The 21,960-nt window shown below is 33.9% G+C and carries 24 protein-coding genes; 7 read left to right on the forward strand and 17 right to left on the reverse strand.

The features are described from left to right. Positions 1 to 274 precede the first annotated feature (274 nt). The 4 genes from A9G31_RS02530 to A9G31_RS02545 all read right to left on the reverse strand — a co-directional run bounded on the left by A9G31_RS02530 (position 275) and on the right by A9G31_RS02545 (position 2,854). Complete coding sequence (locus A9G31_RS02530; protein ID WP_065560292.1) at positions 275 to 961, reverse strand: hypothetical protein; 687 nt, start codon at positions 959 to 961, stop codon at positions 275 to 277. Between the two features lie 63 nt (positions 962 to 1,024). Next, on the reverse strand, positions 1,025 to 1,351 hold the full coding sequence (locus A9G31_RS02535; protein ID WP_034913991.1) for a hypothetical protein: 327 nt from the start codon (positions 1,349 to 1,351) through the stop codon (positions 1,025 to 1,027). Between the two features lie 17 nt (positions 1,352 to 1,368). Then, a complete protein-coding gene (locus A9G31_RS02540) occupies positions 1,369 to 1,677 on the reverse strand; it encodes a hypothetical protein (RefSeq protein WP_065560293.1) in 309 nt (102 codons plus the stop codon). 208 nt (positions 1,678 to 1,885) lie between these two features. Next, positions 1,886 to 2,854 (reverse strand): helix-turn-helix transcriptional regulator, encoded by a 969-nt coding sequence (locus A9G31_RS02545; protein WP_034913998.1) that lies wholly within the window; start codon positions 2,852 to 2,854, stop codon positions 1,886 to 1,888. 89 nt (positions 2,855 to 2,943) lie between these two features. Here A9G31_RS02545 and radC point away from each other — a divergent pair, with 89 nt between their 5' ends. Together radC and A9G31_RS02555 are read left to right on the forward strand one after the other, a co-directional pair. After that, positions 2,944 to 3,417 carry a RadC family protein gene (radC, locus tag A9G31_RS02550; protein WP_051634277.1) on the forward strand — a complete coding sequence of 158 codons (474 nt, stop codon included), beginning with the start codon at positions 2,944 to 2,946 and terminating at the stop codon, positions 3,415 to 3,417. 144 nt (positions 3,418 to 3,561) lie between these two features. Continuing rightward, entirely contained in the window at positions 3,562 to 3,966 is a 405-nt protein-coding gene (locus tag A9G31_RS02555) for a helix-turn-helix domain-containing protein (RefSeq protein ID WP_034914001.1), read from the forward strand. Positions 3,967 to 4,412: 446 nt separating this feature from the next. On the opposite strand, the gene ilvA is transcribed toward A9G31_RS02555, so the two are convergent. The 5 genes from ilvA to ilvG form a co-directional block, all read right to left on the reverse strand. Next, the gene (gene ilvA / locus A9G31_RS02560; protein WP_065560294.1) at positions 4,413 to 5,954 is read right to left on the reverse strand and encodes a threonine ammonia-lyase, biosynthetic; all 1,542 of its coding nucleotides are present in this window, start codon (positions 5,952 to 5,954) and stop codon (positions 4,413 to 4,415) included. 2 nt (positions 5,955 to 5,956) lie between these two features. Then, a complete protein-coding gene (gene ilvD / locus A9G31_RS02565) occupies positions 5,957 to 7,807 on the reverse strand; it encodes a dihydroxy-acid dehydratase (RefSeq protein ID WP_065560295.1) in 1,851 nt (616 codons plus the stop codon). A 115-nt stretch (positions 7,808 to 7,922) separates the two neighbouring features. Beyond that, on the reverse strand, positions 7,923 to 8,852 hold the full coding sequence (locus A9G31_RS02570; RefSeq protein ID WP_065560296.1) for a branched-chain amino acid transaminase: 930 nt from the start codon (positions 8,850 to 8,852) through the stop codon (positions 7,923 to 7,925). Between the two features lie 167 nt (positions 8,853 to 9,019). Next, positions 9,020 to 9,250 (reverse strand): acetolactate synthase 2 small subunit, encoded by a 231-nt coding sequence (gene ilvM / locus A9G31_RS02575; protein ID WP_034914016.1) that lies wholly within the window; start codon positions 9,248 to 9,250, stop codon positions 9,020 to 9,022. Between the two features lie 3 nt (positions 9,251 to 9,253). Continuing rightward, on the reverse strand, positions 9,254 to 10,930 hold the full coding sequence (gene ilvG, locus A9G31_RS02580) for an acetolactate synthase 2 catalytic subunit (protein ID WP_065560297.1): 1,677 nt from the start codon (positions 10,928 to 10,930) through the stop codon (positions 9,254 to 9,256). Between the two features lie 443 nt (positions 10,931 to 11,373). Here ilvG and A9G31_RS02585 point away from each other — a divergent pair, with 443 nt between their 5' ends. The 4 genes from A9G31_RS02585 to A9G31_RS02600 all read left to right on the forward strand — a co-directional run bounded on the left by A9G31_RS02585 (position 11,374) and on the right by A9G31_RS02600 (position 14,527). Further along, the gene (locus A9G31_RS02585; protein ID WP_065560298.1) at positions 11,374 to 11,817 is read left to right on the forward strand and encodes a hypothetical protein; all 444 of its coding nucleotides are present in this window, start codon (positions 11,374 to 11,376) and stop codon (positions 11,815 to 11,817) included. A 379-nt stretch (positions 11,818 to 12,196) separates the two neighbouring features. Then, positions 12,197 to 13,084, forward strand: a complete 888-nt coding sequence (locus tag A9G31_RS02590; protein WP_065560299.1) for an SDR family oxidoreductase — start codon at positions 12,197 to 12,199, stop codon at positions 13,082 to 13,084. Between the two features lie 137 nt (positions 13,085 to 13,221). Then, on the forward strand, positions 13,222 to 13,881 hold the full coding sequence (locus A9G31_RS02595; protein ID WP_065560300.1) for a hypothetical protein: 660 nt from the start codon (positions 13,222 to 13,224) through the stop codon (positions 13,879 to 13,881). Between the two features lie 205 nt (positions 13,882 to 14,086). After that, positions 14,087 to 14,527 carry a hypothetical protein gene (locus A9G31_RS02600; protein ID WP_065560301.1) on the forward strand — a complete coding sequence of 147 codons (441 nt, stop codon included), beginning with the start codon at positions 14,087 to 14,089 and terminating at the stop codon, positions 14,525 to 14,527. Between the two features lie 72 nt (positions 14,528 to 14,599). On the opposite strand, the gene A9G31_RS02605 is transcribed toward A9G31_RS02600, so the two are convergent. The 6 genes from A9G31_RS02605 to A9G31_RS02630 form a co-directional block, all read right to left on the reverse strand. Beyond that, the gene (locus A9G31_RS02605; protein ID WP_051634280.1) at positions 14,600 to 15,841 is read right to left on the reverse strand and encodes an MFS transporter; all 1,242 of its coding nucleotides are present in this window, start codon (positions 15,839 to 15,841) and stop codon (positions 14,600 to 14,602) included. 183 nt (positions 15,842 to 16,024) lie between these two features. Then, the gene (locus tag A9G31_RS02610; protein WP_065560302.1) at positions 16,025 to 17,137 is read right to left on the reverse strand and encodes a ribosomal protein uL16 3-hydroxylase; all 1,113 of its coding nucleotides are present in this window, start codon (positions 17,135 to 17,137) and stop codon (positions 16,025 to 16,027) included. Further along, on the reverse strand, positions 17,127 to 17,912 hold the full coding sequence (locus tag A9G31_RS02615) for a YchF/TatD family DNA exonuclease (RefSeq protein ID WP_065560303.1): 786 nt from the start codon (positions 17,910 to 17,912) through the stop codon (positions 17,127 to 17,129). Before A9G31_RS02615 ends, A9G31_RS02610 begins: the two co-directional genes overlap by 11 nt. Positions 17,913 to 17,934: 22 nt before the next feature. After that, a complete protein-coding gene (lapB, locus tag A9G31_RS02620; protein WP_065560304.1) occupies positions 17,935 to 19,104 on the reverse strand; it encodes a lipopolysaccharide assembly protein LapB in 1,170 nt (389 codons plus the stop codon). Positions 19,105 to 19,116: 12 nt separating this feature from the next. Then, positions 19,117 to 19,419, reverse strand: coding sequence for a LapA family protein (locus A9G31_RS02625; protein ID WP_065560305.1), 303 nt, complete (start codon positions 19,417 to 19,419; stop codon positions 19,117 to 19,119). A 173-nt stretch (positions 19,420 to 19,592) separates the two neighbouring features. Further along, on the reverse strand, positions 19,593 to 20,312 hold the full coding sequence (locus A9G31_RS02630) for a phosphatase PAP2 family protein (RefSeq protein WP_065560306.1): 720 nt from the start codon (positions 20,310 to 20,312) through the stop codon (positions 19,593 to 19,595). Positions 20,313 to 20,418: 106 nt separating this feature from the next. Here A9G31_RS02630 and ribA point away from each other — a divergent pair, with 106 nt between their 5' ends. Then, positions 20,419 to 21,030, forward strand: coding sequence for a GTP cyclohydrolase II (gene ribA / locus A9G31_RS02635; RefSeq protein ID WP_065560307.1), 612 nt, complete (start codon positions 20,419 to 20,421; stop codon positions 21,028 to 21,030). Between the two features lie 181 nt (positions 21,031 to 21,211). Here ribA and A9G31_RS02640 read toward each other — a convergent pair whose 3' ends face one another. Then, positions 21,212 to 21,400: a 2-hydroxymuconate tautomerase gene (locus A9G31_RS02640; protein WP_065560308.1), complete on the reverse strand. Its 189-nt coding sequence runs from the start codon at positions 21,398 to 21,400 to the stop codon at positions 21,212 to 21,214. A gap of 9 nt (positions 21,401 to 21,409) precedes the next feature. Then, positions 21,410 to 21,928 (reverse strand): S-ribosylhomocysteine lyase, encoded by a 519-nt coding sequence (gene luxS, locus A9G31_RS02645; protein WP_065560309.1) that lies wholly within the window; start codon positions 21,926 to 21,928, stop codon positions 21,410 to 21,412. Between the last annotated feature and the right edge of the window lie 32 nt (positions 21,929 to 21,960).

A 21,960-nucleotide genomic window follows, 5' to 3' on the forward strand; every position in this document is an offset into this window, starting at 1 on the left:
TCAAACGTCATCCGATGCTCGGATTTATTATAAACTCGGCCGGTATTTTTCATTATTTGTAGTAGCTTTTCCCACCGTTTATCTGTTAGCATTGTTCTTGGCATGATGAATCGAGTTATGGTTGTTTTTGGCTGAATTATTATAACTCACATCATGCCGTCTAAAAAATAATCATGAAAGATCAACACGCCCTAGTTATTGTAAAAAATAATTAAGGGTACCAATATGTAAAATATTTGGGTACCCATAAATAGGTTTGGGTCAGAAAAGAATATTAAAAATCTTCATTTGATTGATTTTGAAAGTTTATAAGTTGTTTTTTAGGCAATGTAAAATTTACACCTAAACGGATATTATCATCTTCATCAGATATAACAATGAGCTCTGCTTGTCTTGCTGTATCAGGTATTCGGTGAAGTAATGACATATAATTATTGGCTTTGCCAAAAACACCTTGTAGAGAATCATTGCTGATAGCTATAATATTTAACGATGTAGAATGAGAAATAGCATCTAGCCAAAATTCTTCAAAAGCTTTTTGAGTAGCATTTTGACCTTTTTCTTTTATGATAGATACAAAGTCAACATTGTTAGAATCATCTGTAGCATAAACAATAGAAAAGTTCTTGCTTATCGCAGTCAGTAATGTTCCTAATTTATTACCGTTATCGTCTGAATCTGTTTCAAGATAAACAGATTCTAAAAGATTATTTTGGTTAAAAATCAGTACCATTGTCCATTGAAAACCGAGAAAGCTTTGGTTGTAACTTATCAGCTGATTTTGATCGTCAGGATCTTGTTCAGTGCTATATTGCTGCATTACTTCATTTTTAGGCATATTGTAATACAAATTTTTGTATAAAGGTGTTTTGGTTGAAGAATAGGAGGTATCAGCACCAACGGTAAGAGTAGTAAAAATTAGCCAACAAAAAACTAATAAGTGGCGTAAGTTATTTTTCATATTATTCCTTTCAGCATAATATTTAATAAACCGATAAGATCCTAAGTAGGATCTTATTCATAATTATTCAACAAAAATTGCAAATATTCGAGTGATAACTGTTAAACTTACAAATATTAATGATATGATTTTCCATACATTTTTATTATTATCATTGGTTGTGTTATAGACAGCGAATAACGTGGCTATTGACCAAATGATAATCAAAATATTGCCATTAAATAATCCTGAACTTGTACGTGTAAACATATCAACAATTGTAATAACAACGACAGGAAGAAACCAAAACAACCAAAATGTTTTTGCAAGTCCATATTCTCCTTTAATATATTTAATGTGTGAAGACATGCTTTTATTTTGTTGTTCTTTTATTTTATCTAGTAATGACATGCTATACTCCTTTTTTATTAGTTAACAATTTGAACAAAAAATTGGTTTTTATTTTTTTTGTCTAAAAATACAGAATATTTAACAGGGAATGCTCCATTACCACCAAAAGAAACGTTTGCTTGGCATAAGTATCTCTTTTGTTCTTTATCTTCGTTAAGTGTTAATTGATCGCTAATGTTAATAAAAGAAAATTGACCGCCACCTTGTTTTGCCATTATTTGGTTCAATAGCTTTTTTGTATCTTTGCTATCACAGCTAGGCGGCATACCATCCCCACAACCTGTTAAAAAAAGCCCTAATATTAATATAGATAGTAATTTCTTCATCGTTTTTCCTTTTTTATGAATGTTAAAAATTCAATTGTAGACTAGTTATCTTAATAAGTCTATAATTGGAATTAAATTAACAAAAAATCCATTAATGGATTTTTTGTTGATGATTAGTTTGATTATATTAATAATGATATATGTCAAAATTTGACATAGAAAAGATAATTTTTACTATTGAGTAGTATATTTATTTGAGGTGTTTTTGTTATTCTTCATCAAACCAATTCCAAAAATCAACGGGTTTAATAACTTCCACCATATTGCCCCACATATAGAGATACCAAGACATTTCAAGGGCACCGCCTGCTTTAAATTTAACGGTTATTGATTTGTCTTTATTTTCTATCATAGTTTGAGTTGGGTGGAAGATATAATGTCTAACTTCTTTTGCTACTTCAGGACTAAAACGCCACTCCACATCGAAAGGTTCCTCTTTAAAGGCTCCGAACATATCTTGACAGTAATCAGTTAAATTAAATGAATCGGGGATTGTATAACTAAGTTCTAAAATATTAATCTGTTCTATATTATGCAAAATAAAATGATGGATCTGTTGGCCATAATAGTTATCACTGTGTCTTGCTAAAAGGTAATGATTTCGTTCACTATATAAAATTCCATAAGGCTCTAATGTGTTGTGGCTGTATTTACCGCTATTTTTGTTGTAGTACTTTATTTTTATTTGTTTTTTATTAAGCAAAGCTGTTCGTAATGCATTGAGTATTTCTGCATTTAAATGAAACTGAGGACCAGGGCGAAAAGCTAATCCTTCAATTTTCAATAATGCTTCTGTTTCATCTTCAAGGCTTCTTTTACGTTTTTTAGATTGTAATAAACTTTTAATCTTTGTTTCTAAACTAACTAGTGATTTGGCTTGCTCGTGTAAATTATGTTGCTCTAAAAAATTCACACTAGCCTGCAAGGCAGAAAGCTCTTGTGGGGAAAAAGTAAAAAGTGCATTTATCTGTTGAGATGAAATCCGCCATCGCTTGCAGCGTCCGTCTGTTGAATACTCTTCCATATTTGGAAAATAATCACGCAACCCTGCACACATTCGTTGTGCTGTTCGTAGTGATACGTTATAACGCCGTTGAATCTCATCTAATGATAATCCCTCAGCACTATTTTGTAATTCGAAAGCAAGATCAAACAAATCCCATGATTTTTCGTACATTTTTATTTTCCTACTCAAATATTAAACATGACAAAATCTGTCATTATTTTATATTAAGATAAACAATAATAATAACAAAGTAGATATTTATGATGATAATCAGTCAAAAAGAGTTAGCTATAATTGATCAAGCAAAAAAAATCATGAAAAAATATATACAAGTAGGGAAAAAGATATCCACAATAGATCATATTAAGGATTATTTTATATTTCATTTAGGATTATATGATTATGAAGCGTTTTGTGTTTTGTATTTAAATAGTCAAAATAGAATTATTGCACTAGAGGAGCTATTTCGTGGCACAATTAATGAGTCAAGTGTTTATCCTCGAGAAATTGTAAAGCAAGTATTATATTATCAAGCAACGGCCATTATTTTGGTTCACAATCATCCAAGTGGCGATAAAGAGCCTAGTTTATTGGATATTTTATTAACCTCTAAAATTAAAAATGCATTAGCGTTGATCGATGTTGTTGTATTAGATCATTTGATTGTTGCTAGAGATAACGTTATTTCAATAAAGGAAAATACAAAATATAACTCAATGAATCTGTTTAATTGATATTTAGCTGATTATCTGACGATTAAAATGCCAAAAAATCTATTAATGGAATTTATTTGTTTTTTTAATCCTAAAAAGGTATTTAATTATTATTTTAATCTCAGACAATGATAGCCATGATTTTTTATATTAGATATTCTCAACATGGTAAAACTAGCAGCGTCAAATACAGATAGAATAGTAGGTAAACGAATACAACAGCGTCGTAAAGAAATGGATTTGACCGTTGCTCAACTTTCCGAAAAAATCAACTTATCTCCGCAACAATTAGCGCGTTATGAACGAGGTGAAAATAAAATTAACTTCGATCATTTTGTTAAAATTGCAGAGCACCTAAAAACACCAATAAGTTGGTTTTTTATTGATTTTGATACCTATCCTAACGGTTTGGTATTAAATAATAAAATAGGGGAACAGCAACAAAGTTATGAAATGAAATTTACCGACAAACAACATAATGACCTTGATGCTCGTTTATTGCAACACTGGCGAGTATTATCTATAGAACAGAAACGAGCATTCATACTATTTTTAGATACCTTAAAATAAATCTAAAAAATATACTAAAACAATGAAATTCCCCCTTAAAAGTTACCGTACGCTAACAAATTTTTAAAATTAATTAACCTTATTATTCAATAGGCTATAGCCTTGACGTTTTTACAGTAATTTTTACCATCGATGCTGCTATTGTTATTGCTGTGTACAAATATTAATGGTAAGTAAAACCAATACTATTTATACGTAGTATTCTGTATTTAATATTTGATGAGGGAAAACAAAAGCAATAATCTCTGCATTATTGGCTATAAAGTTATCTGGTGTAGTATTACAACGCCATCAACCAATACATAGGAGCATATAGAAGACAAAGTCTGCGATTCTTGCGCTTTTGCAACTGAGTAGCAAAAGCGCTTTTCTAAAAAATAAAACTTACTACAACAAAAAAGTACTCTTCGCTAATCCACCTTATAGGTGAATAGTTGTTACTAATTTTAACCTTGATTGGTTAAAAACAGTTTAAGCGATGGATTATGTGTTTCGTTGTGGAAACCATAACCGAGTTCAGTTAGGTGTTGATTAAACTGGTTAAGGGTTGATTCGTCGATTTCAAACGCGGCAAGTACACGACCATAATCGGTACCGTGGCTACGATAGTGGAACATTGATATGTTCCAATTAGTCCCTAACGTTTGTAAGAATTTATGCAACGCTCCTTGCGATTCAGGGAACTCAAAACTGTATACTTGTTCTTGAAGCGGTTTGCAAGGTTTGCCACCAATCATGTAGCGTACATGTAGTTTTGCCATTTCGTCTTCGGTTAGATCTACAACCGGGTATTTTGCAGCAGCAAGTTCTTGCATAATTTCATCTTTTTCTTCACTTTTCGAGATTTTTATTCCCACAAAAATACAAGCAGATTTTTCATCATGATAGCGGTAATTAAATTCGGTTACTGCGCGTCCACCTAATAGCTGACAAAAACTTAAAAAACTGCCTTTCTTTTCTGGAATGGTGACTGCTAATAGCGCTTCACGTTTTTCGCCTAATTCACAGCGTTCTGATACATAGCGCAAGCTGTGGAAGTTTAAATTAGCGCCTGACAGTATATGAGCAAGTTTTTCACCACAAATGTTATGCTGATCGATATATTTTTTTAGTCCAGCTAATGCTACTGCGCCAGATGGTTCAGCTATTGCACGTACATCGTCAAATAAGTCTTTCACTGCCGCACAAATTTCGTCGCTATTCACGGTAATAATATCATCAATATATTGTTGGCAAAGTCTGAATGTTTCATCGCCAATTCGTTTGACAGCAACGCCTTCAGCAAAGAGTCCGACACGCTCTAAATCAACAGGGTGACCTGCATCTAATGCAGCTTTTAAGCAAGCTGAGTCTTTAGGCTCAACTGCAATAACTTTGATTGATGGCATGATTTGTTTGATTAACACTGCAATGCCTGCGGCAAGCCCACCACCACCAACAGGTACAAAGATTCGGTCGAGTTTAGCATTTTGTTGTAATAGTTCCATAGCAATACTGCCTTGCCCAGCAATTACTAATGGATGATCAAATGGTGGAATAAAGATGCGATTTTGTTCTTTAGCTAGTTCCATTGCTTTGGCTTTGGCTTCGTCAAAGTTGGCACCATAAAGTAATACTTCACCACCAAAACTTTTTACAGCTTCAACTTTGATATCGGCAGTTGTTAGTGGCATAACAATTAAAGAACTGATGCCTAATTTTGTAGCCGAAAAAGCCACTCCTTGCGCATGGTTGCCAGCCGACGCGGCAATAACGCCGCATTTGCGTTCTTCTTCACTTAAGCTGGCTATCATGGCTTGTGCTCCACGGATTTTGAAGCTGTGGACGAGTTGGCGGTCTTCGCGTTTGACAAAAACTTGATTGTGTATTCTTGCCGATATTTTTTCCATTTTTTCAAGTGGAGTTACTTCTGCTACATCGTATACGGCGCTACAAAGTGTTGCTTTTAAATAATCTGCACCGGTAAGTTGAGTATTTTCTTGTTTCACAATTAGCCACCTAATTTACTTTTATCTCGTACGGCACCTTTGTCTGCGCTTGTTGCTAAACTGGCGTAAGCTTTAAGCGCAAATGAGACGTAACGATCTCTATTATGAGGCGTAAATGCTTTTTCACCTCGTTCTAGTTCTGCAACTCGTCGACGTTCAAGTTCAGAAGTTGGGACATCTAGTACTAATTTACGATTTGGGATATCAATATCAATAATATCACCATCACGAACAAGACCTATAACGCCGCCATTTGCTGCTTCAGGAGAAATATGACCAATCGATAAGCCAGAGGAACCACCAGAAAATCGTCCATCTGTTATCAATGCACATTTTTTGCCTAACCCCATGGATTTTAAATAACTGGTTGGGTAGAGCATCTCTTGCATACCCGGTCCACCTTTTGGTCCTTCATAAATGATGACAACGACATCACCTTCAACTACTTTGCCTCCTAATATGCCATCAACAGCATCTTCTTGGCTTTCAAATACTTTTGCTGGGCCTCGGAAAATTAAATTTTCAGCAGCAACGCCTGCGGTTTTAACAATTGCGCCATCTTGTGCCACATTACCATAGAGTGTTGCAAGTCCACCGTCTTGACTATAGGCGTGAGCTTTATCACGAATACAACCATTTACACGGTCATCGTCAAGTGAATCCCAATAGCAATCTTGTGAAAAAGCTTTAGTGGTGCGAATGCCTGCAGGTCCACTACGATACATTTTTTTTACTGCTTCGTCGGTAGTTTGAGTTATGTCGTATTTGGTGAAAGTTTCTTGTAATGTTAGTCCTAGAACATTGTGTACATTGCGATTTAGTAATCCTGCTTTATCTAGTTCTGACATAATTGACACAACACCACCAGCTCGATGAACATCTTCCATATGATATTGTGCTGTACTTGGCGCTACTTTACATAAATGTGGGACTTTTCGCGATAATCTATCTATATCTGACATGGTAAAGTCGATTTCGCCTTCTTGTGCAGTAGCTAACAAATGTAATACGGTATTGGTCGAGCCACCCATAGCAATGTCTAATGACATAGCATTTTCATATGCCGCTTTTGTTGCAATTGAACGAGGCAGGTAAGATACATCATCATGTTCATAATAACGTTTGGTGATTTCAACAATGCGTTTAGCTGCGTTTAAAAAGAGTTGTTCACGTTGTTTGTGAGTGGCAATAAGTGAACCATTGCCCGGTAATGAAAGTCCTAATGCTTCAGTTAAGCAGTTCATTGAGTTAGCTGTAAACATGCCTGAGCAAGAACCACAAGTAGGGCAAGCTGATTCTTCGATGGCTTTGCTATCTGCGTCGCTAACATTTGGGTTAGCGCTTTGAATCATTGCGTCAACTAAGTCTAATTTAATGATTTGGTCAGATAGTTTGGTTTTGCCTGCTTCCATCGGTCCACCTGAAACAAAAATGGTTGGGATATTTAAACGAAGCGAAGCCATTAGCATTCCCGGTGTGATTTTGTCGCAGTTAGAAATACAGATCATGGCGTCGGCACAGTGTGCATTAACCATATACTCGACAGAATCAGCAATGAGTTCTCTTGAAGGAAGTGAGTAAAGCATTCCACCATGTCCCATGGCAATACCATCATCAACTGCGATTGTATTGAACTCTTTGGCAATGCCACCCGATGCTTCAATTTGTTTGGTGACTAGCTGTCCAATGTCTTTTAGGTGGACATGTCCTGGTACAAATTGTGTGAATGAGTTAACCACCGCAATGATGGGTTTACCAAAGTCTTCATTTTTAACGCCAGTTGCACGCCATAATGCGCGGGCTCCAGCCATGTTTCTACCCTCGATCGAGGTTGCTGAACGATATTTAGGCATTTTCTGCTCCCAATTTTATGCAAGTAACCGTGTTTAACGGTTTGTAGTTTTTAATATTAATCACCAAGTTAAAAAGTTATCCGCCAATATAGTTGGCGGATTTTGATTTTATTTATTATTTAACAAGATCTAACCAACCATATTTATCTTCAGTTTTACCATTAAATAAACCAAAGAATGTTTGTTGGATTTGTTTGGTGATTGGACCACAACGGCCAATGCCAACTTGGATGCGGTCAACACTGCGCACAGGTGTAATTTCCGCTGCAGTACCTGTCATAAAGACTTCATCAGCTAGATAAAGTGATTCGCGTGATAGTGTTTGTTCTCGTACTTCAATACCAATATCAAGTGCTAGTGTTAATACTGCATCACGTGTAATACCTGGTAGCGCCGATGACGATAAAACCGGAGTGTATAAAATGCCATCTTTAATAATAAAGAGATTTTCACCAGCACCTTCAGATAAGTGACCATGAACATCTAACGCAATACCTTCTTGGAAGCCATTTGCTCTCGCTTCAGAACCAATTAATAACGATGATAAATAGTTACCACCTGCTTTAGCAGCGGCTGGAATTGTATTTGATGCAACCCGATGCCAAGATGAGACCATTGCATCAATACCTTGGTCTAATGCTTCTTCGCCTAGATAAGCTCCCCATGGAAATGCCGCTATCATGACATCAGTTTTATATCCAGCAGGTGGGTTTACTCCCATACCGACATCACCAATAAAGACTAATGGGCGAATATAAGCGCTTTTTAAATTATTTTTTTTGATAGTTTGGCGTGTAGCTTCCATGATTTCATCAAGAGAATAAGGTACAGGGAAACGATAAATTTTTGCTGAATTTAACAGCCTTTGAGCATGTTCTTTGTGGCGAAAAATGGCAGGACCTTTATGGGTATCGTAACAACGTACACCTTCAAATACCGAAGTTCCATAATGTAAAGCATGTGACATTACATGAACTTTTGCATCTGCCCATGGAACCATTTCACCATTCAACCAAATATAATCAGATTTTGCTGTAGAACCCATTTTGTTTCCCTCTTTATTTTTTAATTTGTTAAGTATGTACTTCGCTTTCGGTATTTTTGCTTTAACGGTCAAGCATTATACTATACTTATTTGTTTATTTAACTGTTAAATTGTTTGTTATTTTTAATTTAACTTATTATTTAATAATAAATTGTTTGAAATTGTTATTATTCAATCACTATTACATCTTCTAATTTTGCTACTTGATTTTGTAGTGTCGAAAACGATCTTTCAGTGGTTAATATTAATGTCATAATTAGTATGTTGTTTTCAATTGTTTGCATTTGCATTGATTTAATATGTCCACCCCGATGACGGATAATGCGTAATATACGTTCAAGTGCCCCCAATTTGTCATAAGCTTTTATTACTAATTGGTATTGTGTTTGTTCGTTCATTGCTTACTCCTTACAACTTCTATCTAGCATGTTTTCGTTTGCTGCTCCAGGTGGTACCAGTGGCCATACGTTTTCTAATTCATCTATGCATACATGTAAAAGATAAGCTCCTTTTGAATTGAATAAGTTATCGAGTGCAGCATCGATTTGTGACTTTTTGTTGATAGTTTGCCCAGATATATCAAATGCTTTGGCTAGCATTAAAAAGTCGGGATTATCTGATAAATTTGTTTCGCTGTATCTTTCGTTAAAAAATAATTCTTGCCATTGGCGAACCATACCTAGGCGTTGGTTATCAATTAATACGATTTTTATTGGCAATTTTTTACGTTTTATAGTGGTTAATTCTTGGACATTCATCATGAAAGATCCATCACCTGATATACATATTACACAGTCATTGGGTCTTGCCATTTGTGCGCCAACGGCAGATGGTAAACCAAATCCCATTGTGCCAAGCCCACTTGATGTAATGAAGTTTTGAGGGTGATTAAAGCACATATGTTGTGCTGTCCACATTTGGTGTTGTCCCACATCGGTAGTGACAATAGTATTAGCTGATTTTCGCTCAGAGATAGTTTTTAATAAAGTTGGCGCATAAATAGCTTCACCAGGGTGATCATAGCGAGTTGGGTGTTGTGCTTTTAGTTGATTAATTTTTTTATGCCAGTTATCAATTGAAACTGTTTGATTTAGTAGTGGTAAAACTTGCTTTATATCGCCTTGTAATCCTAAATGGCTTTGGCGTAATTTGTTGATTTCAGCTTGATCGATATCAATATGAAGTACTTTAGCATGTCGTGCAAATTCATTAAGATTGCCGGTAACCCTGTCATCAAATCGTACTCCTAGGGCAATTAGTAGGTCACACTCTTGCACTGCTAAATTGGCTGCTTTTGCTCCATGCATGCCGACTAATCCTAAATAATAGGGATTATTAATATCGGCAACACCAAGCCCTTTTAATGTTGATACACTTGGAATTTGTGTTAATTCCATAAAGTTTCTAAGTTCGGATATTGCGCCTGAAAGTCCAACACCTCCACCAATGTAAAGCATTGGTTTTTGGGCTTGGGTGATCATTTGTTTGGCTTGTTTTATATCATCAGGCAAGATTGGGTATAGTTGAGTTTTATTCTGTGCGATTTTTAATGAGGGTGGCGTTAAATAGTTTTGATAGTCTAGGTTTGCAAGCTGTATATCTTTGGGAACATCAATTAATATTGGTCCCGGTCTCCCAGAATTGGCTAAGTTAAACGCCTCTTCTAATATATTGGGTAAATCGTGCGCATCATAGATTAAATAACTGTGTTTGGTGCAAGCAAGAGATAATCCTAAAACATCAACTTCTTGAAAGGCATCAGTGCCAATAAGTTTGGTTGGTACTTGACCAGTTATAGCAACAATCGGAACAGAATCAATCAAAGCATCAGCAAGACCTGTAATGATGTTAGTTGCACCCGGCCCCGAGGTGGCAATGCAAACACCAGTTTTTCCTGTTGCACGAGCATAACCAATAGCCGCCATGGCAGCACCTTGTTCATGACGGCATAATACATGTTCAATACCCCCGTCATAAAGTGCATCGTATAGAGGCATAATTTGTCCACCAGGATATCCAAAAACGGTGGTTACGCCTTTTTCTTTTAATGTTTTTACTATCCACTGTGTTCCTAACATTTATTCCTCGCTTGTACTTTTATCTATCAATTATCCATAAAAAAACCCCCGCTTTGGGAGCGGGGGTTTCTTGATTTATGTATAAACATTTTTTTATTCAAAAACGCCCCCGCGCAGGAATAATGACCACGCTGACAATAATGTTGATGAGGACGATTTTGAGTGAAAATTTCATAATGTTGGATGATTAACTTTTTATCATTTTTTAAAATATTTTTAACAAAATACTCGTTTTTAAAAAAAGTGCAATAGTTTTTTTATTGATTTTTGCTATTTGGCATAAGTAACTTGTAAAAAGTGTTCAAAAAACACTGTGTCTTAGTATAAAAAATATCGGTTTAGGTGGTTTTTTTTGTATTTTTGTCATGTTAGTGTATAAAGAATAAACATAAGTAATATTAAGAAATAACGATTATCTAAAATATTTAAAAAGTGATATCAGTATGAAAATATTGCAACTAATTATTTTTGTTATTTTTAATTCAGTTTTAATAAGCTGTGATTACGCTAAAAAAGCTTCGCAAGATACATCTACCGCAAATTGGGAAAATGATGATCTTAGTGATTCTCAAAATTCGGTCATTGATTCAATCAAAAAAGAGTTACCAATTGATATTGATGAACTTACTACATTAGTGGATATATCTAAAGATCATAATACAATTAATTATAGATATAATGTTAAAAATACACCTGAACAAGCTTTATTACTGCCAACCACTATTGATACAATTCGTCAAAAATTACTTAATGCGTATTGTGAAGATAATAAAGAAATGAATGAGCTTAAAAAGGATTTTCCCGATGGTATTAACTATCACTACGATATAGACAATAAAGAAATCATAATAATTGAATTAAAATCAATAGATTGCAAAGAAAAATAACCTTTCTTAGGGATTTTCTTTTACTAGCTTCGTATATGTTAATTTGATACACTTAGCTCAGTGCAAGATTATGCAATACTTAAGGTTCCGGCTTTACTAATTTCAATGACCTCTCCAAGCCAATCATGGAAAGCCGCTTTTGTTTATTATAGCCTCAGTTTTTGTTTGTTTAAAAATGTATGGGGATGATATTGAGCAATGCTATTAAGTTTAAAAAGAATATTCTAATTTTTGTTGTCAGTAAATATAATTTATTGAATTAGTTAGTTATTTTAAAGATTAAAATAGGTTTATCAATAGGATTTTGTGATTATTAATTGATTTCATTTAAGTTATATCGAATTTGTTTTCAAATACATGTTTAACTTAGGAGAAAATTATGAGCAAACATATCTACAATCCACTTACCAAATATCATCATGATAAGTTCCCAAAACAAAAACAAGTTGCACCTGCTTTACAATGCGAAATGAGCCCAATCCCTGATTGTGGTGAAAAAAGCTATCAAGGCCATGGGCGCTTAGAAGGGCGTAAAATGCTTGTTACTGGTGGCGATTCTGGTATTGGTCGCGCGGCAGCGATTGCTTATGCTAAAGAAGGTGCTGATGTAGCAATAAATTACCTTCCTTTCGAGCAAAAGGACGCGGAAGAGGTTGCTAAGGTTATTCAAGCGGCTGGACGCAAAGCGGTGTTAATTCCTGGCGATTTGAGTGACGAGACTTTTTGCAAAAAATTAGTTGAAGAAGCGCATCATCAATTAGGTGGATTAGATAATTTGACACTGGTTGCTGGTAAGCAAGTTGCTGTTGAAGATATTATGGAACTAACTACCGAGCAAATTAAGAAAACTTTTGAAGTCAATGTATTTTCACTTTTTTGGATTACTAAAGCAGCTTTGGGTTATTTAAAACCTGGTTCAACGATTATTACAACTTCGTCTGTTCAGGCGTATCAACCTAGCAGTAATTTATTAGATTACGCTTCAACTAAAACCGCTATTATCGCATTTACACGTGGTTTAGCTAAGCAATTAGGACATAAAGGTATTCGCGTAAACTCTGTAGCACCAGGCCCAGTTTGGACACCATTGCAAATTTGTGGTGGTCAACCAAGTGATGTCATTCCTGAATTTGGTAAACAAACTCCTTTACAACGAGCTGGACAACCGGTTGAACTTGCTGGTGTTTATGTGCACTTAGCTTCTGAAGAATCAAGCTATACAACTGGTGAAACTTATGGCGTTACAGGTGGCATGCATATTAACTAGTGATAGTATTACAGTAGAAGAGTTTGTTTAAACTCTTTTACTGTTAATGTGATATAAAATTAATTTTTAAATCAAAGGAATATTATGAGTTAATTCATGATAGTCAAAAATTAAATAGAAAATAAAAAGGAAAAAAAATGAAACTTTTTAAAGTGATCACCTTAGCAGTGTTAGGGCTTTTCTTAGTCAATTGTGATAATTCAAAATCAAAAACTGATGATATTAAACAACAAGCCGAACAAACAAGTTCAGAAGCAAGTGACAAGATCAATCAAGCTGGTGCAGAAATTAGCGAAAAGTCTAATCAGTTAAGCTCGGAAATTGGTGACAAGGCTAGTGAATTAAGTGCAAAAATTGAAGACCAAGTTAAGCAAATAAGCTCAGCAATTGGTGATAAAGCTAAAGATTTGTATGAACAAACAAAATCAGAAAAAGATGAGATGCTTAATAAGATTGAAGAAGGTAATTATAATGTTGCTCAAGGTTTGATGATTAAGGCAATTAAAACAAAATTACCAGCAACAATTGATTCGAGTGTAACTTTAATTGATGTATCGTCAGATAGCAATGCAATTAATTATAAATATATTGTGAATAATATCACTAAAGATGCATTACAGGCTAAAACTAATCAAAAAAATTTACAAGATAAATTAGTTGAGTTTTATTGTGGTGATGATTCTAGCATGAAGACTTTAAGATTAGTATTTCCTAGAGGAGCTAACCATAATTATTATATCAATGACGATAAGGTATTTTCAGTAGATGTAAAACCAAGTGATTGTGATGATGATTAAATATATTTTGAATAAATAACTAAAACTCATTGGCAATAAAAGGGCTTATCAAAGCCCTTTTTTATTGATTATTTATATTGTCCAAAAATCTAAAATATTACAATTTTTTGTATCTATTTATTTTCAAATATTTTACAATTTTAACGCCAATGTTTTGAATAAGAGGTAAAAATAAACTTTGTAATATTAACAAAAAGGAATAACAATGAAAGGCTTAAAACCAGTGATCGCAATTTTGATGAGCTTAGTTCTTTTCGGTTGTGATAATTCAAAATCCGATGCCAATAAAGCAGTAGGTGATTCTTCAAAAAATACTGATCTTAGTCTTTTGCAAAATACTATTATTAATGAAGCTAAGAAAATGCTTCCAGTTAAAATTGATGCAAAAACTAATTTAGTAGAAATAACAAAAGATAATGATTTACTTAATTATAAATATATTATTAATGCTTCAAAAGATGAGTTATCAATCTCAGATACACAAAAACAGACAGCAGAAACATTGAAAAACCTTTATTGTGGTAATAACCCACAACTTAAACAGTTTAGGAATGCATTCCCAAATGGCGTTAGTCATAATTATTATATAAATGATGAGCAATTATTTAGTGTTAAATTGACGCCAGCTTCTTGTACTGCTAACTAAAGTAGTTTGTTTTAATTTTTGATATAATTGATCAATGTGATATAAAACAGGGGATTTCCCCTGTTTTTTGAGTTATTCTAGTTCTTTACCTTTTGTTTCGGGTATTAAAAATACAAATGCAGCCGCTGATAATAAATAAGCAGCAGACAGTAAAGCTAATGCGTAGCTAATTGAATAAACAGTAGCTAAATATGCAATTAAAACTTGTGATATTCCTGCAATTCCTCGACCTACATTAAAAATAATATTTTCAGCACTTGAACGGGCATCTGTTGGATAATGTTCAGCAAGCAATGCACCATATCCGCCCATCATGCCATTTACAAAAAAGCCAATTGCTGAACCAAATATGATTAATATAAACATATCAGTTTGATGAAAATAAAACCAAATTGAAACTGCCGAAACGAATAAAAATAGGATATAAGAAGGACGGCGACCAAATTTATCACATAACCAACCAAAAATTAAGATCCCTAATGACATACCAATTGTTGTTGAAATGGTCCAGAACATTGTATTTTTGAATGGCAATTTGAGTTCAGTTGCAATCATATTTGGCATCCAAACCATGAGCCCATAAAAACCAAAATTTTGTACTGCACAGGCAATAGTTAACCCTATTGTAGTTGCTACGGTTCGAGGATTTTTAAATAATTTGCCAATGGCTATTTTATTTTTATTTTGGGCTTTTAAATTTTGCCAGATTTCTGGTTCTTTTAGGCCTTTACGTGTCCAAGCAACAAATAGCGCTGGTAGTACTCCCATGGCAAAAGCCCAGCGCCAACCATAAATTTCACCAATAAAATTAACGGTCAATGCGGCTAAAATGATACCTACTTGAAAGCCTAATGCTACAATAGATGTTGCTCTTGAGCGTTTATTTTTAGGCCAACTTTCAGAAACTAAAGTCATACCAATTCCAAATTCACCACCAAGACCAAGACCACTTAAAAAGCGAAATATTAAAAAGCATTCATAGTTAGGTGAAATTGCACATAACCCAGTGAAAAGAGAAAATATTAAAATAGTCCATGAAAAGACTCTTACTCGACCATATTTATCGGCAAGGATACCAAATAAAATACCACCTAATACTGCGCCAAGTAAGGTTACTGATGTTAAGGTTCCTAAATCGGCTTTAGTCAGGTTAAAGCTGGTTGAGATTAGACTAAAACATACACCTAAAATCATCATATCCATGCCGTCAAGTGCGTAACCGACAGTGGATGCAAAAAGGGTTCTTTTTTGATACGGGGTTGTGTGTTCGTTTTCACTTTCTGCTTGCAAGGCTGTGTTTGCTTCAGTTTTCATGTATACCTCTAGTTTTTAAAAATAGATGTTACTTAAAATTTGCGTTTTATGATGTTTAATTTGTGATTAAACGGAGGGTAAATTAAAGCGGGGCAAGTATATACTTAAAACTAGTAAAAAGCCAAGCTTAATGCCCTAAACAGTCGTTTTATCTGCCGATTTTGCTATCGGCAATTGATTTATTTAATCTTCAGCAAAGTACCAATAACCTTTGTTGACAAGATCAAGCATGACTTTAAGCATGTTTTTATCCCGTAACTGTTCGTAATTAAGTGTTTCAGTTTCACAAAGTAGATCTATGATAGGCATTGGTAAGTCAATTTTTTCACCATGAATATAGCCAAAATCGCCTACTTTAAAGATTCGAATGCTTAGTACACGGTGTAGTTCTGCACCAGCTTTTAGTAATGATTCAAATTCTTCATAATTGTATGGAGGTTCAACTAATACAATATTTAAATCGTGCATTGGTAGAGTAATGTGTTTGCCAAACCAATCGTTAAATAATGTAGGTGTTTTGATTAGGTCGATAATTTGATTTTGTACTTTTGTTAGTTCATAAGGTTGAACGCGATGAGGATCGTTAGGTAGCTTTAAATTTGGATCTTGATAATAAATACTATTTGGTAGGTTATCAATGACATAATCAGCAAAGCTACTTAATAGTTGTTGTGAAGTTTGTGTCATAAAACCAACAGAATAACTTAATGATTCTCCAATTGATATACCATTATGCGGACAACCTGTTGGAATGTATAGAATATCGCCAGTGGTGATCTCTTCGTCAATGATTGGTTGATATTCTTCGACATGTAATAATGCTTTGTGCGCATTAAATTGTTTATAATTTGGATCGCTATTGCCAACTTGCCAATGCCTGCTACCCATGCCTTGAATAACAAATACATCATAATTATCAATATGAGGTCCAACTCCAGCGCCTTGGGTTGCGTAAGAAATCATTAGATCATCAAATTGCCATTGTGGAAGGCATTTAAACGGTTTAAGTAAGGTCGCTGCTTGTTCATGCCAATGGTCAACGGCTTGTACTAGCAAACTCCAATGATCTTCACCTAAGTTATCGTATTGAGTAAATGGCCCGAATTTAGCATCCCAAATGCCATCTTTATTAGAAACAATTCGGCTATCAATTTCGTCTTCCATTGCTAAACCAGCTAGTTCGTCTGGTGTTATGGGATCAATAAAATTAGCAAATGCTTTGCGTAAGATTACCGGTTTTTTTTGCCAATAGTTTGTTAAAAAATCATCCCAATCAATAGCTAATTTATAATTCATTTAATTTTCCTTGAAGATTGAATAATTGGCAAAAATTATGAGTGGTTTTTTTTGCTATCTCCTCTAATGAAACACCTTTTAAAGCAGATAAATATTGTGCAACCACACGAACATACGCTGGTTGGTTTTCTTTACCTCGATATGGCACGGGAGCAAGATAAGGTGAGTCAGTTTCGACCAAAATACGATCAAGCGGAACATATTTCGCAACTTCTCGTAGAGCCTCGGCATTTTTAAAGGTGACAATCCCTGAAAAGGAAATATAAAAACCAAGATCCAATAGTTGTTTTGCTGTTTCGATATCTTCTGTAAAACAGTGTAAAACACCTGAATGGACATGCTCTTCTTTTAAAATTTTTAAAGTGTCTTCTTTAGCATTACGTGTATGGACAATAATGGGTTTGCTTAGCTTTCGCCCTAATCGGATATGTTCTTTAAATATAGTTTGTTGTAGTTCTAAGTTGTCTTGTTGGTAGTAATAATCAAGTCCTGTTTCACCAAGGGCAATGACATTATCTTCTTGTGCTAAGGTTTGAAAGCGTTCAGCATCGTAGGTTTCGTCATCAAGATTAAGTGGATGAATCCCACATGAGAAAGAGCATTGATTTTGATAAGGTATAAGCTTATGTTTCATCGATTCATAGCCGGATAGTGTTGTTGCCACGCTTAGGCAATATTTAACGCTATTGTTGATAGCTTCTTGTAAAACATCTTTGATGGATTTAGTACTAAAGTCTAAACTATCTAAATGACAGTGAGAATCAATTAAAAACATAAAAATCTCTTCTTTATTTATCTTAATGTTGTTCAAAATCACGAACAGGTTTTATTGTTGACCATGAACGGCAAGCAGGGCATAACCAGTAGAGTGAGTTAACTGTGAATCCACATTTTTGGCATCGATAATTGGGTACCGCTTTTATTTGTTCGCCAACCATGTTGCGTAAAAGTAAAAGGCTTTCTTTAGCTTTACCTTGTTCTGCATCAGCAACATGATAGTTCATTAATCGATAAAAACCTTTTAAATTAGGGTGTTTCAGTAATTCTCGATACATATAGTATTGTGCAGTGTCTAGACCTTTTTCTTTTTCGATAACATCAGCAAGCATTAATTCAGCAACATTACCTGTATCTTGATCGACACATATTTGTAAAAATTCTTGAAATTCATATTGATTATTTAGCTTTAGGTAACACTCTTTTAATGCAGGTAATGCTTCGCCAATAAAAGCTTTGTCCTGCTGCAATATTTGCTGAAAAGATTTGATAGCTTGCTCAGTTTTGTTTTGTTGCATAAGAACTTGCCCCAACATGAGTGAAGTACGAGCACATTTAGTGTCTGCCATTGCTGATTTTTGTAATAGACTATTGGCTTTATCGAGATCGTCATTAGCAATCGCTAGTGATGCCAATTCACAATAAAATTGCGCAATATCGGTTTTATATTTTTCATTGCCGAGTTTGACTAGTTTAGTTGCCATGTTGATGGCATTTATCCATTCACTGGTTGATTGATATATGATGATAAGTTGCTGTAATGCATGTTGTTGAAAGTCTTCTTCGTCAATTAATTGCAAAAATGTTTCTTCAGCACGATCGTAAAAGCCTGCTATCATGTAATCTCGACCTAGTTGTTGAATGGCTAATAATCGCTGTTCAAATGTTAAAGATGAGCTTTCTAATAGCGCTTGATGAATGCGAATCGCTCGGTCAACTTCTCCTCGAGAGCGAAATAAATTACCTAATGTTAAATGGGCCTCAAGTGTGCCATCGTCTTCTTTTAACATGTCTAAGAAAAGATCGACAGCTTTGTCTTTTTGATTGGATAAAAGAAAATTCAAACCATCAACATATTCACGAGATAGTCGGTTAGATTCATTTAGATATTTTTGTTTTGCATTTCTGTCGCCCATATACCAACCGTATGCGGCAGCAATAGGAAGCAACAAAAATAACAGTTCAAACATAATAACCTATTCTTAATTAGTTTTAGTTGTGTTTATTTGCTTATTAGCCATGCCTTCATCATATTTTTTTTGTAATTTATTTAGTTTACGTTTTGTTGATGAGTGCTGTAATTTAGATTTTAGAAAGAAAATGCCGGTTAATATCCAACCAACAATAAACCCTGAACCAAATAAAATTGCTAATAATACTGATAGGCGGATTTCAGTTTTAGCTACCAAATAATTGAATGTTACTGTTTGATCATTAGCCGACCCTATTGCTATTGAGATGGCAAAGATGATAATTATCAATAAAATTGATATAACAAATTTCATAATGTTGACCTTTATTTTTATTTTTTATTTTTTGTTTTAGTTAAACTCTTTCGTTTATTATACTCTTCTATTCTTATAATTTCTTTTTGCATTTGGCTAGTTAGATTATTAACCATATTGCCTAAAAATAATATTGTTTGTTGTAAATGTCACTTTCTCAAAATATTTAATAATCATTTGTCTACTATATGCCATTTTCTAGCATAAAAATAGCAAATTAATGAGATTATCCATGCGATTAATATACTTGTTATTAGATCAATAGGACTATGCATGCCTAATAATAACCGGCTTAATTCAATTAATATTGACCAAATAATGATAAACGATATTATCGCATAGTGTTGTTTAAATTTTAGCAATGTTAAAGCTAATAATGCCCAAGTTACAGCTAATAAGGTATGTCCAGATGGAAAAGCGTATCCAGTTTCATTTTGCCAGTGGTTAGATAACCAACTTGGGATTGTCGATGAATTGTTAAATAATTGATGAATAATTTCTTTTCTTTCTGAACGTGATTTCGAATAAAATTGTTGATCACTAATATTATATTCCTGAGCCATCCAAAGTACATAAGGCCGTGATTCAGCTATTTGTGATTTTAAAAGGCTTTTAATTATTTGCCCACTTAATATTGCGCTAACAAGAAGTAACCATAATAATATAATTCTTTTTTTTGTTTTTTTTTGTAATAACAGACAAAATGCAATAAATAAGATTGTTGAGGTGATAATTCCCCAAGGAAAACTTGCTGTTTCAGTTATTAAAAATACACATTTAGATGTATTATTTAAGGATGCTGGTTGCCAATGCCAATTTATGGCTATAATAGTAAAAGGAACAGCTAAGAAAATAGCCAATAGGGCTATTGTTTTTTTTATTACTAACCTCATTTATAAACTCAATTAAGTAGAAATTGCTTTTGCTTAATATTTTAGCATAGAAGATAAATTTATTTTTATAAAATCTTATTTATGCTTATTGAAAACGGAGATAATAATGCAATTAAAACGTGTTGCTCAAGCAAAATTGCCAACGCCGTGGGGATGTTTCATTATTGTGGGATTTGAAGAAATTGCAACAAAAAAGGATCATGTCGCATTAGTATTTGGTGATATATCTGGCGATACACCAGTTCTTACAAGAATTCATTCTGAATGCTTAACAGGTGATGCACTTTTTAGCTTACGCTGTGATTGTGGCTTTCAGTTAGAAGCAGCTTTAAAACAAATTGCAAAGGAAGGTAAAGGGATTTTAATTTATCATCGGCAAGAAGGGCGTAATATTGGTTTATTGAATAAAATTAGAGCTTATGCATTACAAGATCAAGGTTTGGATACGGTTGAAGCTAATGAACAATTGGGGTTTGCAGCAGATGAGCGCGATTTTACTCTATGCGCAGATATGCTGGCTTTATTGGGTGTATCACAAATTCGCTTATTAACCAATAATCCCGAGAAAATACGGGTACTAGAACAGTCTGGAATTAAAATTATACAAAGGGTGCCATTGGAAGTTGGTGAAAATCCAAACAATGAGCATTATCTAGAAACAAAAGCAAATAAAATGGGACACTTACTTCATTTGCATCACTATAATTGCAATCACTAAAAATTTAAATTAACTAAGAGAACTTATTGGTTTGTAATTGAATTTATCTAAAATAGTAAAAATTTTGAAATGAAAACTCAAAATAGAAAATATTATTTTGAGTTTTTTGTTACTTGATAATAAGAGAAAAATTTTAATTTAGGTTTATGTGATAATTGCCAATTATTTGGCACCTTTAAAATCAATTTTTATCGCTACGTAGCACACCACCATTAGCAATCTGATCTTTAGATAATTCGTGCATTATGATTTGTACTGCTTCTGGTTTACAGTTAAGGGTTTCAACGATGGCATTAGTTACCCGTTTTGCCATTTCTCTTTTTTGCTCTACACTGCGACCTTCTAAAAAGTCTATAACGACATTAGGCATAGATACCTCCTAGTGATTATTAATTTGGGCAAGTTGCTCATCAGTTAATACAATTTCATCATTATGGCATATGTTAATGCCAGATTTTATAATTTGTTCTGCAATGGATTTAGCTTCATTTAATGAGTGCATTTTATAAGTACCACATTGATACTCATTTAATTCTGGAATCTGGTTTTGTGATTTAACATTTAATACGTTATGCATTGATTTTAGCCATGCATCGACAACTAATGCCTCATTCGGATTACCAATTAAGCTCATATAAAATCCTGTGCGGCATCCCATTGGTGAAATGTCGATTATTTCAACTTTATCACTGTTAAGGTGATCACGCATAAAACTAGCAAATAAATGTTCTAATGTATGAATTCCTTTTTCTGGAAGGTTGTCTTTGTTTGGAATGGTAAAGCGTAGATCAAACACAGTAATGTTGTCACCTTTTGGGGTCACCATTGTTTTTGCAATTCGCACAAAGGGTGCTTTCATTTTTGTATGATCAACTTTAAAACTGTCTAGTAAAGGCATATGTCCTCCTTGTTATTTGAACATTGTTATTC

The sequence above is a fragment of the Gilliamella sp. Gris1-4 genome (assembly GCF_001690335.1).
Classification (GTDB): Bacteria; Pseudomonadota; Gammaproteobacteria; order Enterobacterales; family Orbaceae; genus Gilliamella; species Gilliamella apicola_P.

Bases quoted from the DNA above. Each gene is read 5' to 3' on its own strand.
- A9G31_RS02530 (WP_065560292.1), bottom strand. From the start codon at position 961: ATGAAAAATAACTTACGCCACTTATTAGTTTTTTGTTGGCTAATTTTT.
- A9G31_RS02535 (WP_034913991.1), bottom strand. From the start codon at position 1,351: ATGTCATTACTAGATAAAATAAAAGAACAACAAAATAAAAGCATGTCT.
- A9G31_RS02540 (WP_065560293.1), bottom strand. From the start codon at position 1,677: ATGAAGAAATTACTATCTATATTAATATTAGGGCTTTTTTTAACAGGT.
- A9G31_RS02545 (WP_034913998.1), bottom strand. From the start codon at position 2,854: ATGTACGAAAAATCATGGGATTTGTTTGATCTTGCTTTCGAATTACAA.
- radC (WP_051634277.1), top strand. From the start codon at position 2,944: ATGATGATAATCAGTCAAAAAGAGTTAGCTATAATTGATCAAGCAAAA.
- A9G31_RS02555 (WP_034914001.1), top strand. From the start codon at position 3,562: ATGGTAAAACTAGCAGCGTCAAATACAGATAGAATAGTAGGTAAACGA.
- ilvD (WP_065560295.1), bottom strand. From the start codon at position 7,807: ATGCCTAAATATCGTTCAGCAACCTCGATCGAGGGTAGAAACATGGCT.
- A9G31_RS02570 (WP_065560296.1), bottom strand. From the start codon at position 8,852: ATGGGTTCTACAGCAAAATCTGATTATATTTGGTTGAATGGTGAAATG.
- ilvM (WP_034914016.1), bottom strand. From the start codon at position 9,250: ATGAACGAACAAACACAATACCAATTAGTAATAAAAGCTTATGACAAA.
- ilvG (WP_065560297.1), bottom strand. From the start codon at position 10,930: ATGTTAGGAACACAGTGGATAGTAAAAACATTAAAAGAAAAAGGCGTA.
- A9G31_RS02585 (WP_065560298.1), top strand. From the start codon at position 11,374: ATGAAAATATTGCAACTAATTATTTTTGTTATTTTTAATTCAGTTTTA.
- A9G31_RS02590 (WP_065560299.1), top strand. From the start codon at position 12,197: ATGAGCAAACATATCTACAATCCACTTACCAAATATCATCATGATAAG.
- A9G31_RS02595 (WP_065560300.1), top strand. From the start codon at position 13,222: ATGAAACTTTTTAAAGTGATCACCTTAGCAGTGTTAGGGCTTTTCTTA.
- A9G31_RS02600 (WP_065560301.1), top strand. From the start codon at position 14,087: ATGAAAGGCTTAAAACCAGTGATCGCAATTTTGATGAGCTTAGTTCTT.
- A9G31_RS02605 (WP_051634280.1), bottom strand. From the start codon at position 15,841: ATGAAAACTGAAGCAAACACAGCCTTGCAAGCAGAAAGTGAAAACGAA.
- A9G31_RS02610 (WP_065560302.1), bottom strand. From the start codon at position 17,137: ATGAATTATAAATTAGCTATTGATTGGGATGATTTTTTAACAAACTAT.
- A9G31_RS02615 (WP_065560303.1), bottom strand. From the start codon at position 17,912: ATGTTTTTAATTGATTCTCACTGTCATTTAGATAGTTTAGACTTTAGT.
- lapB (WP_065560304.1), bottom strand. From the start codon at position 19,104: ATGTTTGAACTGTTATTTTTGTTGCTTCCTATTGCTGCCGCATACGGT.
- A9G31_RS02625 (WP_065560305.1), bottom strand. From the start codon at position 19,419: ATGAAATTTGTTATATCAATTTTATTGATAATTATCATCTTTGCCATC.
- A9G31_RS02630 (WP_065560306.1), bottom strand. From the start codon at position 20,312: ATGAGGTTAGTAATAAAAAAAACAATAGCCCTATTGGCTATTTTCTTA.
- ribA (WP_065560307.1), top strand. From the start codon at position 20,419: ATGCAATTAAAACGTGTTGCTCAAGCAAAATTGCCAACGCCGTGGGGA.
- A9G31_RS02640 (WP_065560308.1), bottom strand. From the start codon at position 21,400: ATGCCTAATGTCGTTATAGACTTTTTAGAAGGTCGCAGTGTAGAGCAA.
- luxS (WP_065560309.1), bottom strand. From the start codon at position 21,928: ATGCCTTTACTAGACAGTTTTAAAGTTGATCATACAAAAATGAAAGCA.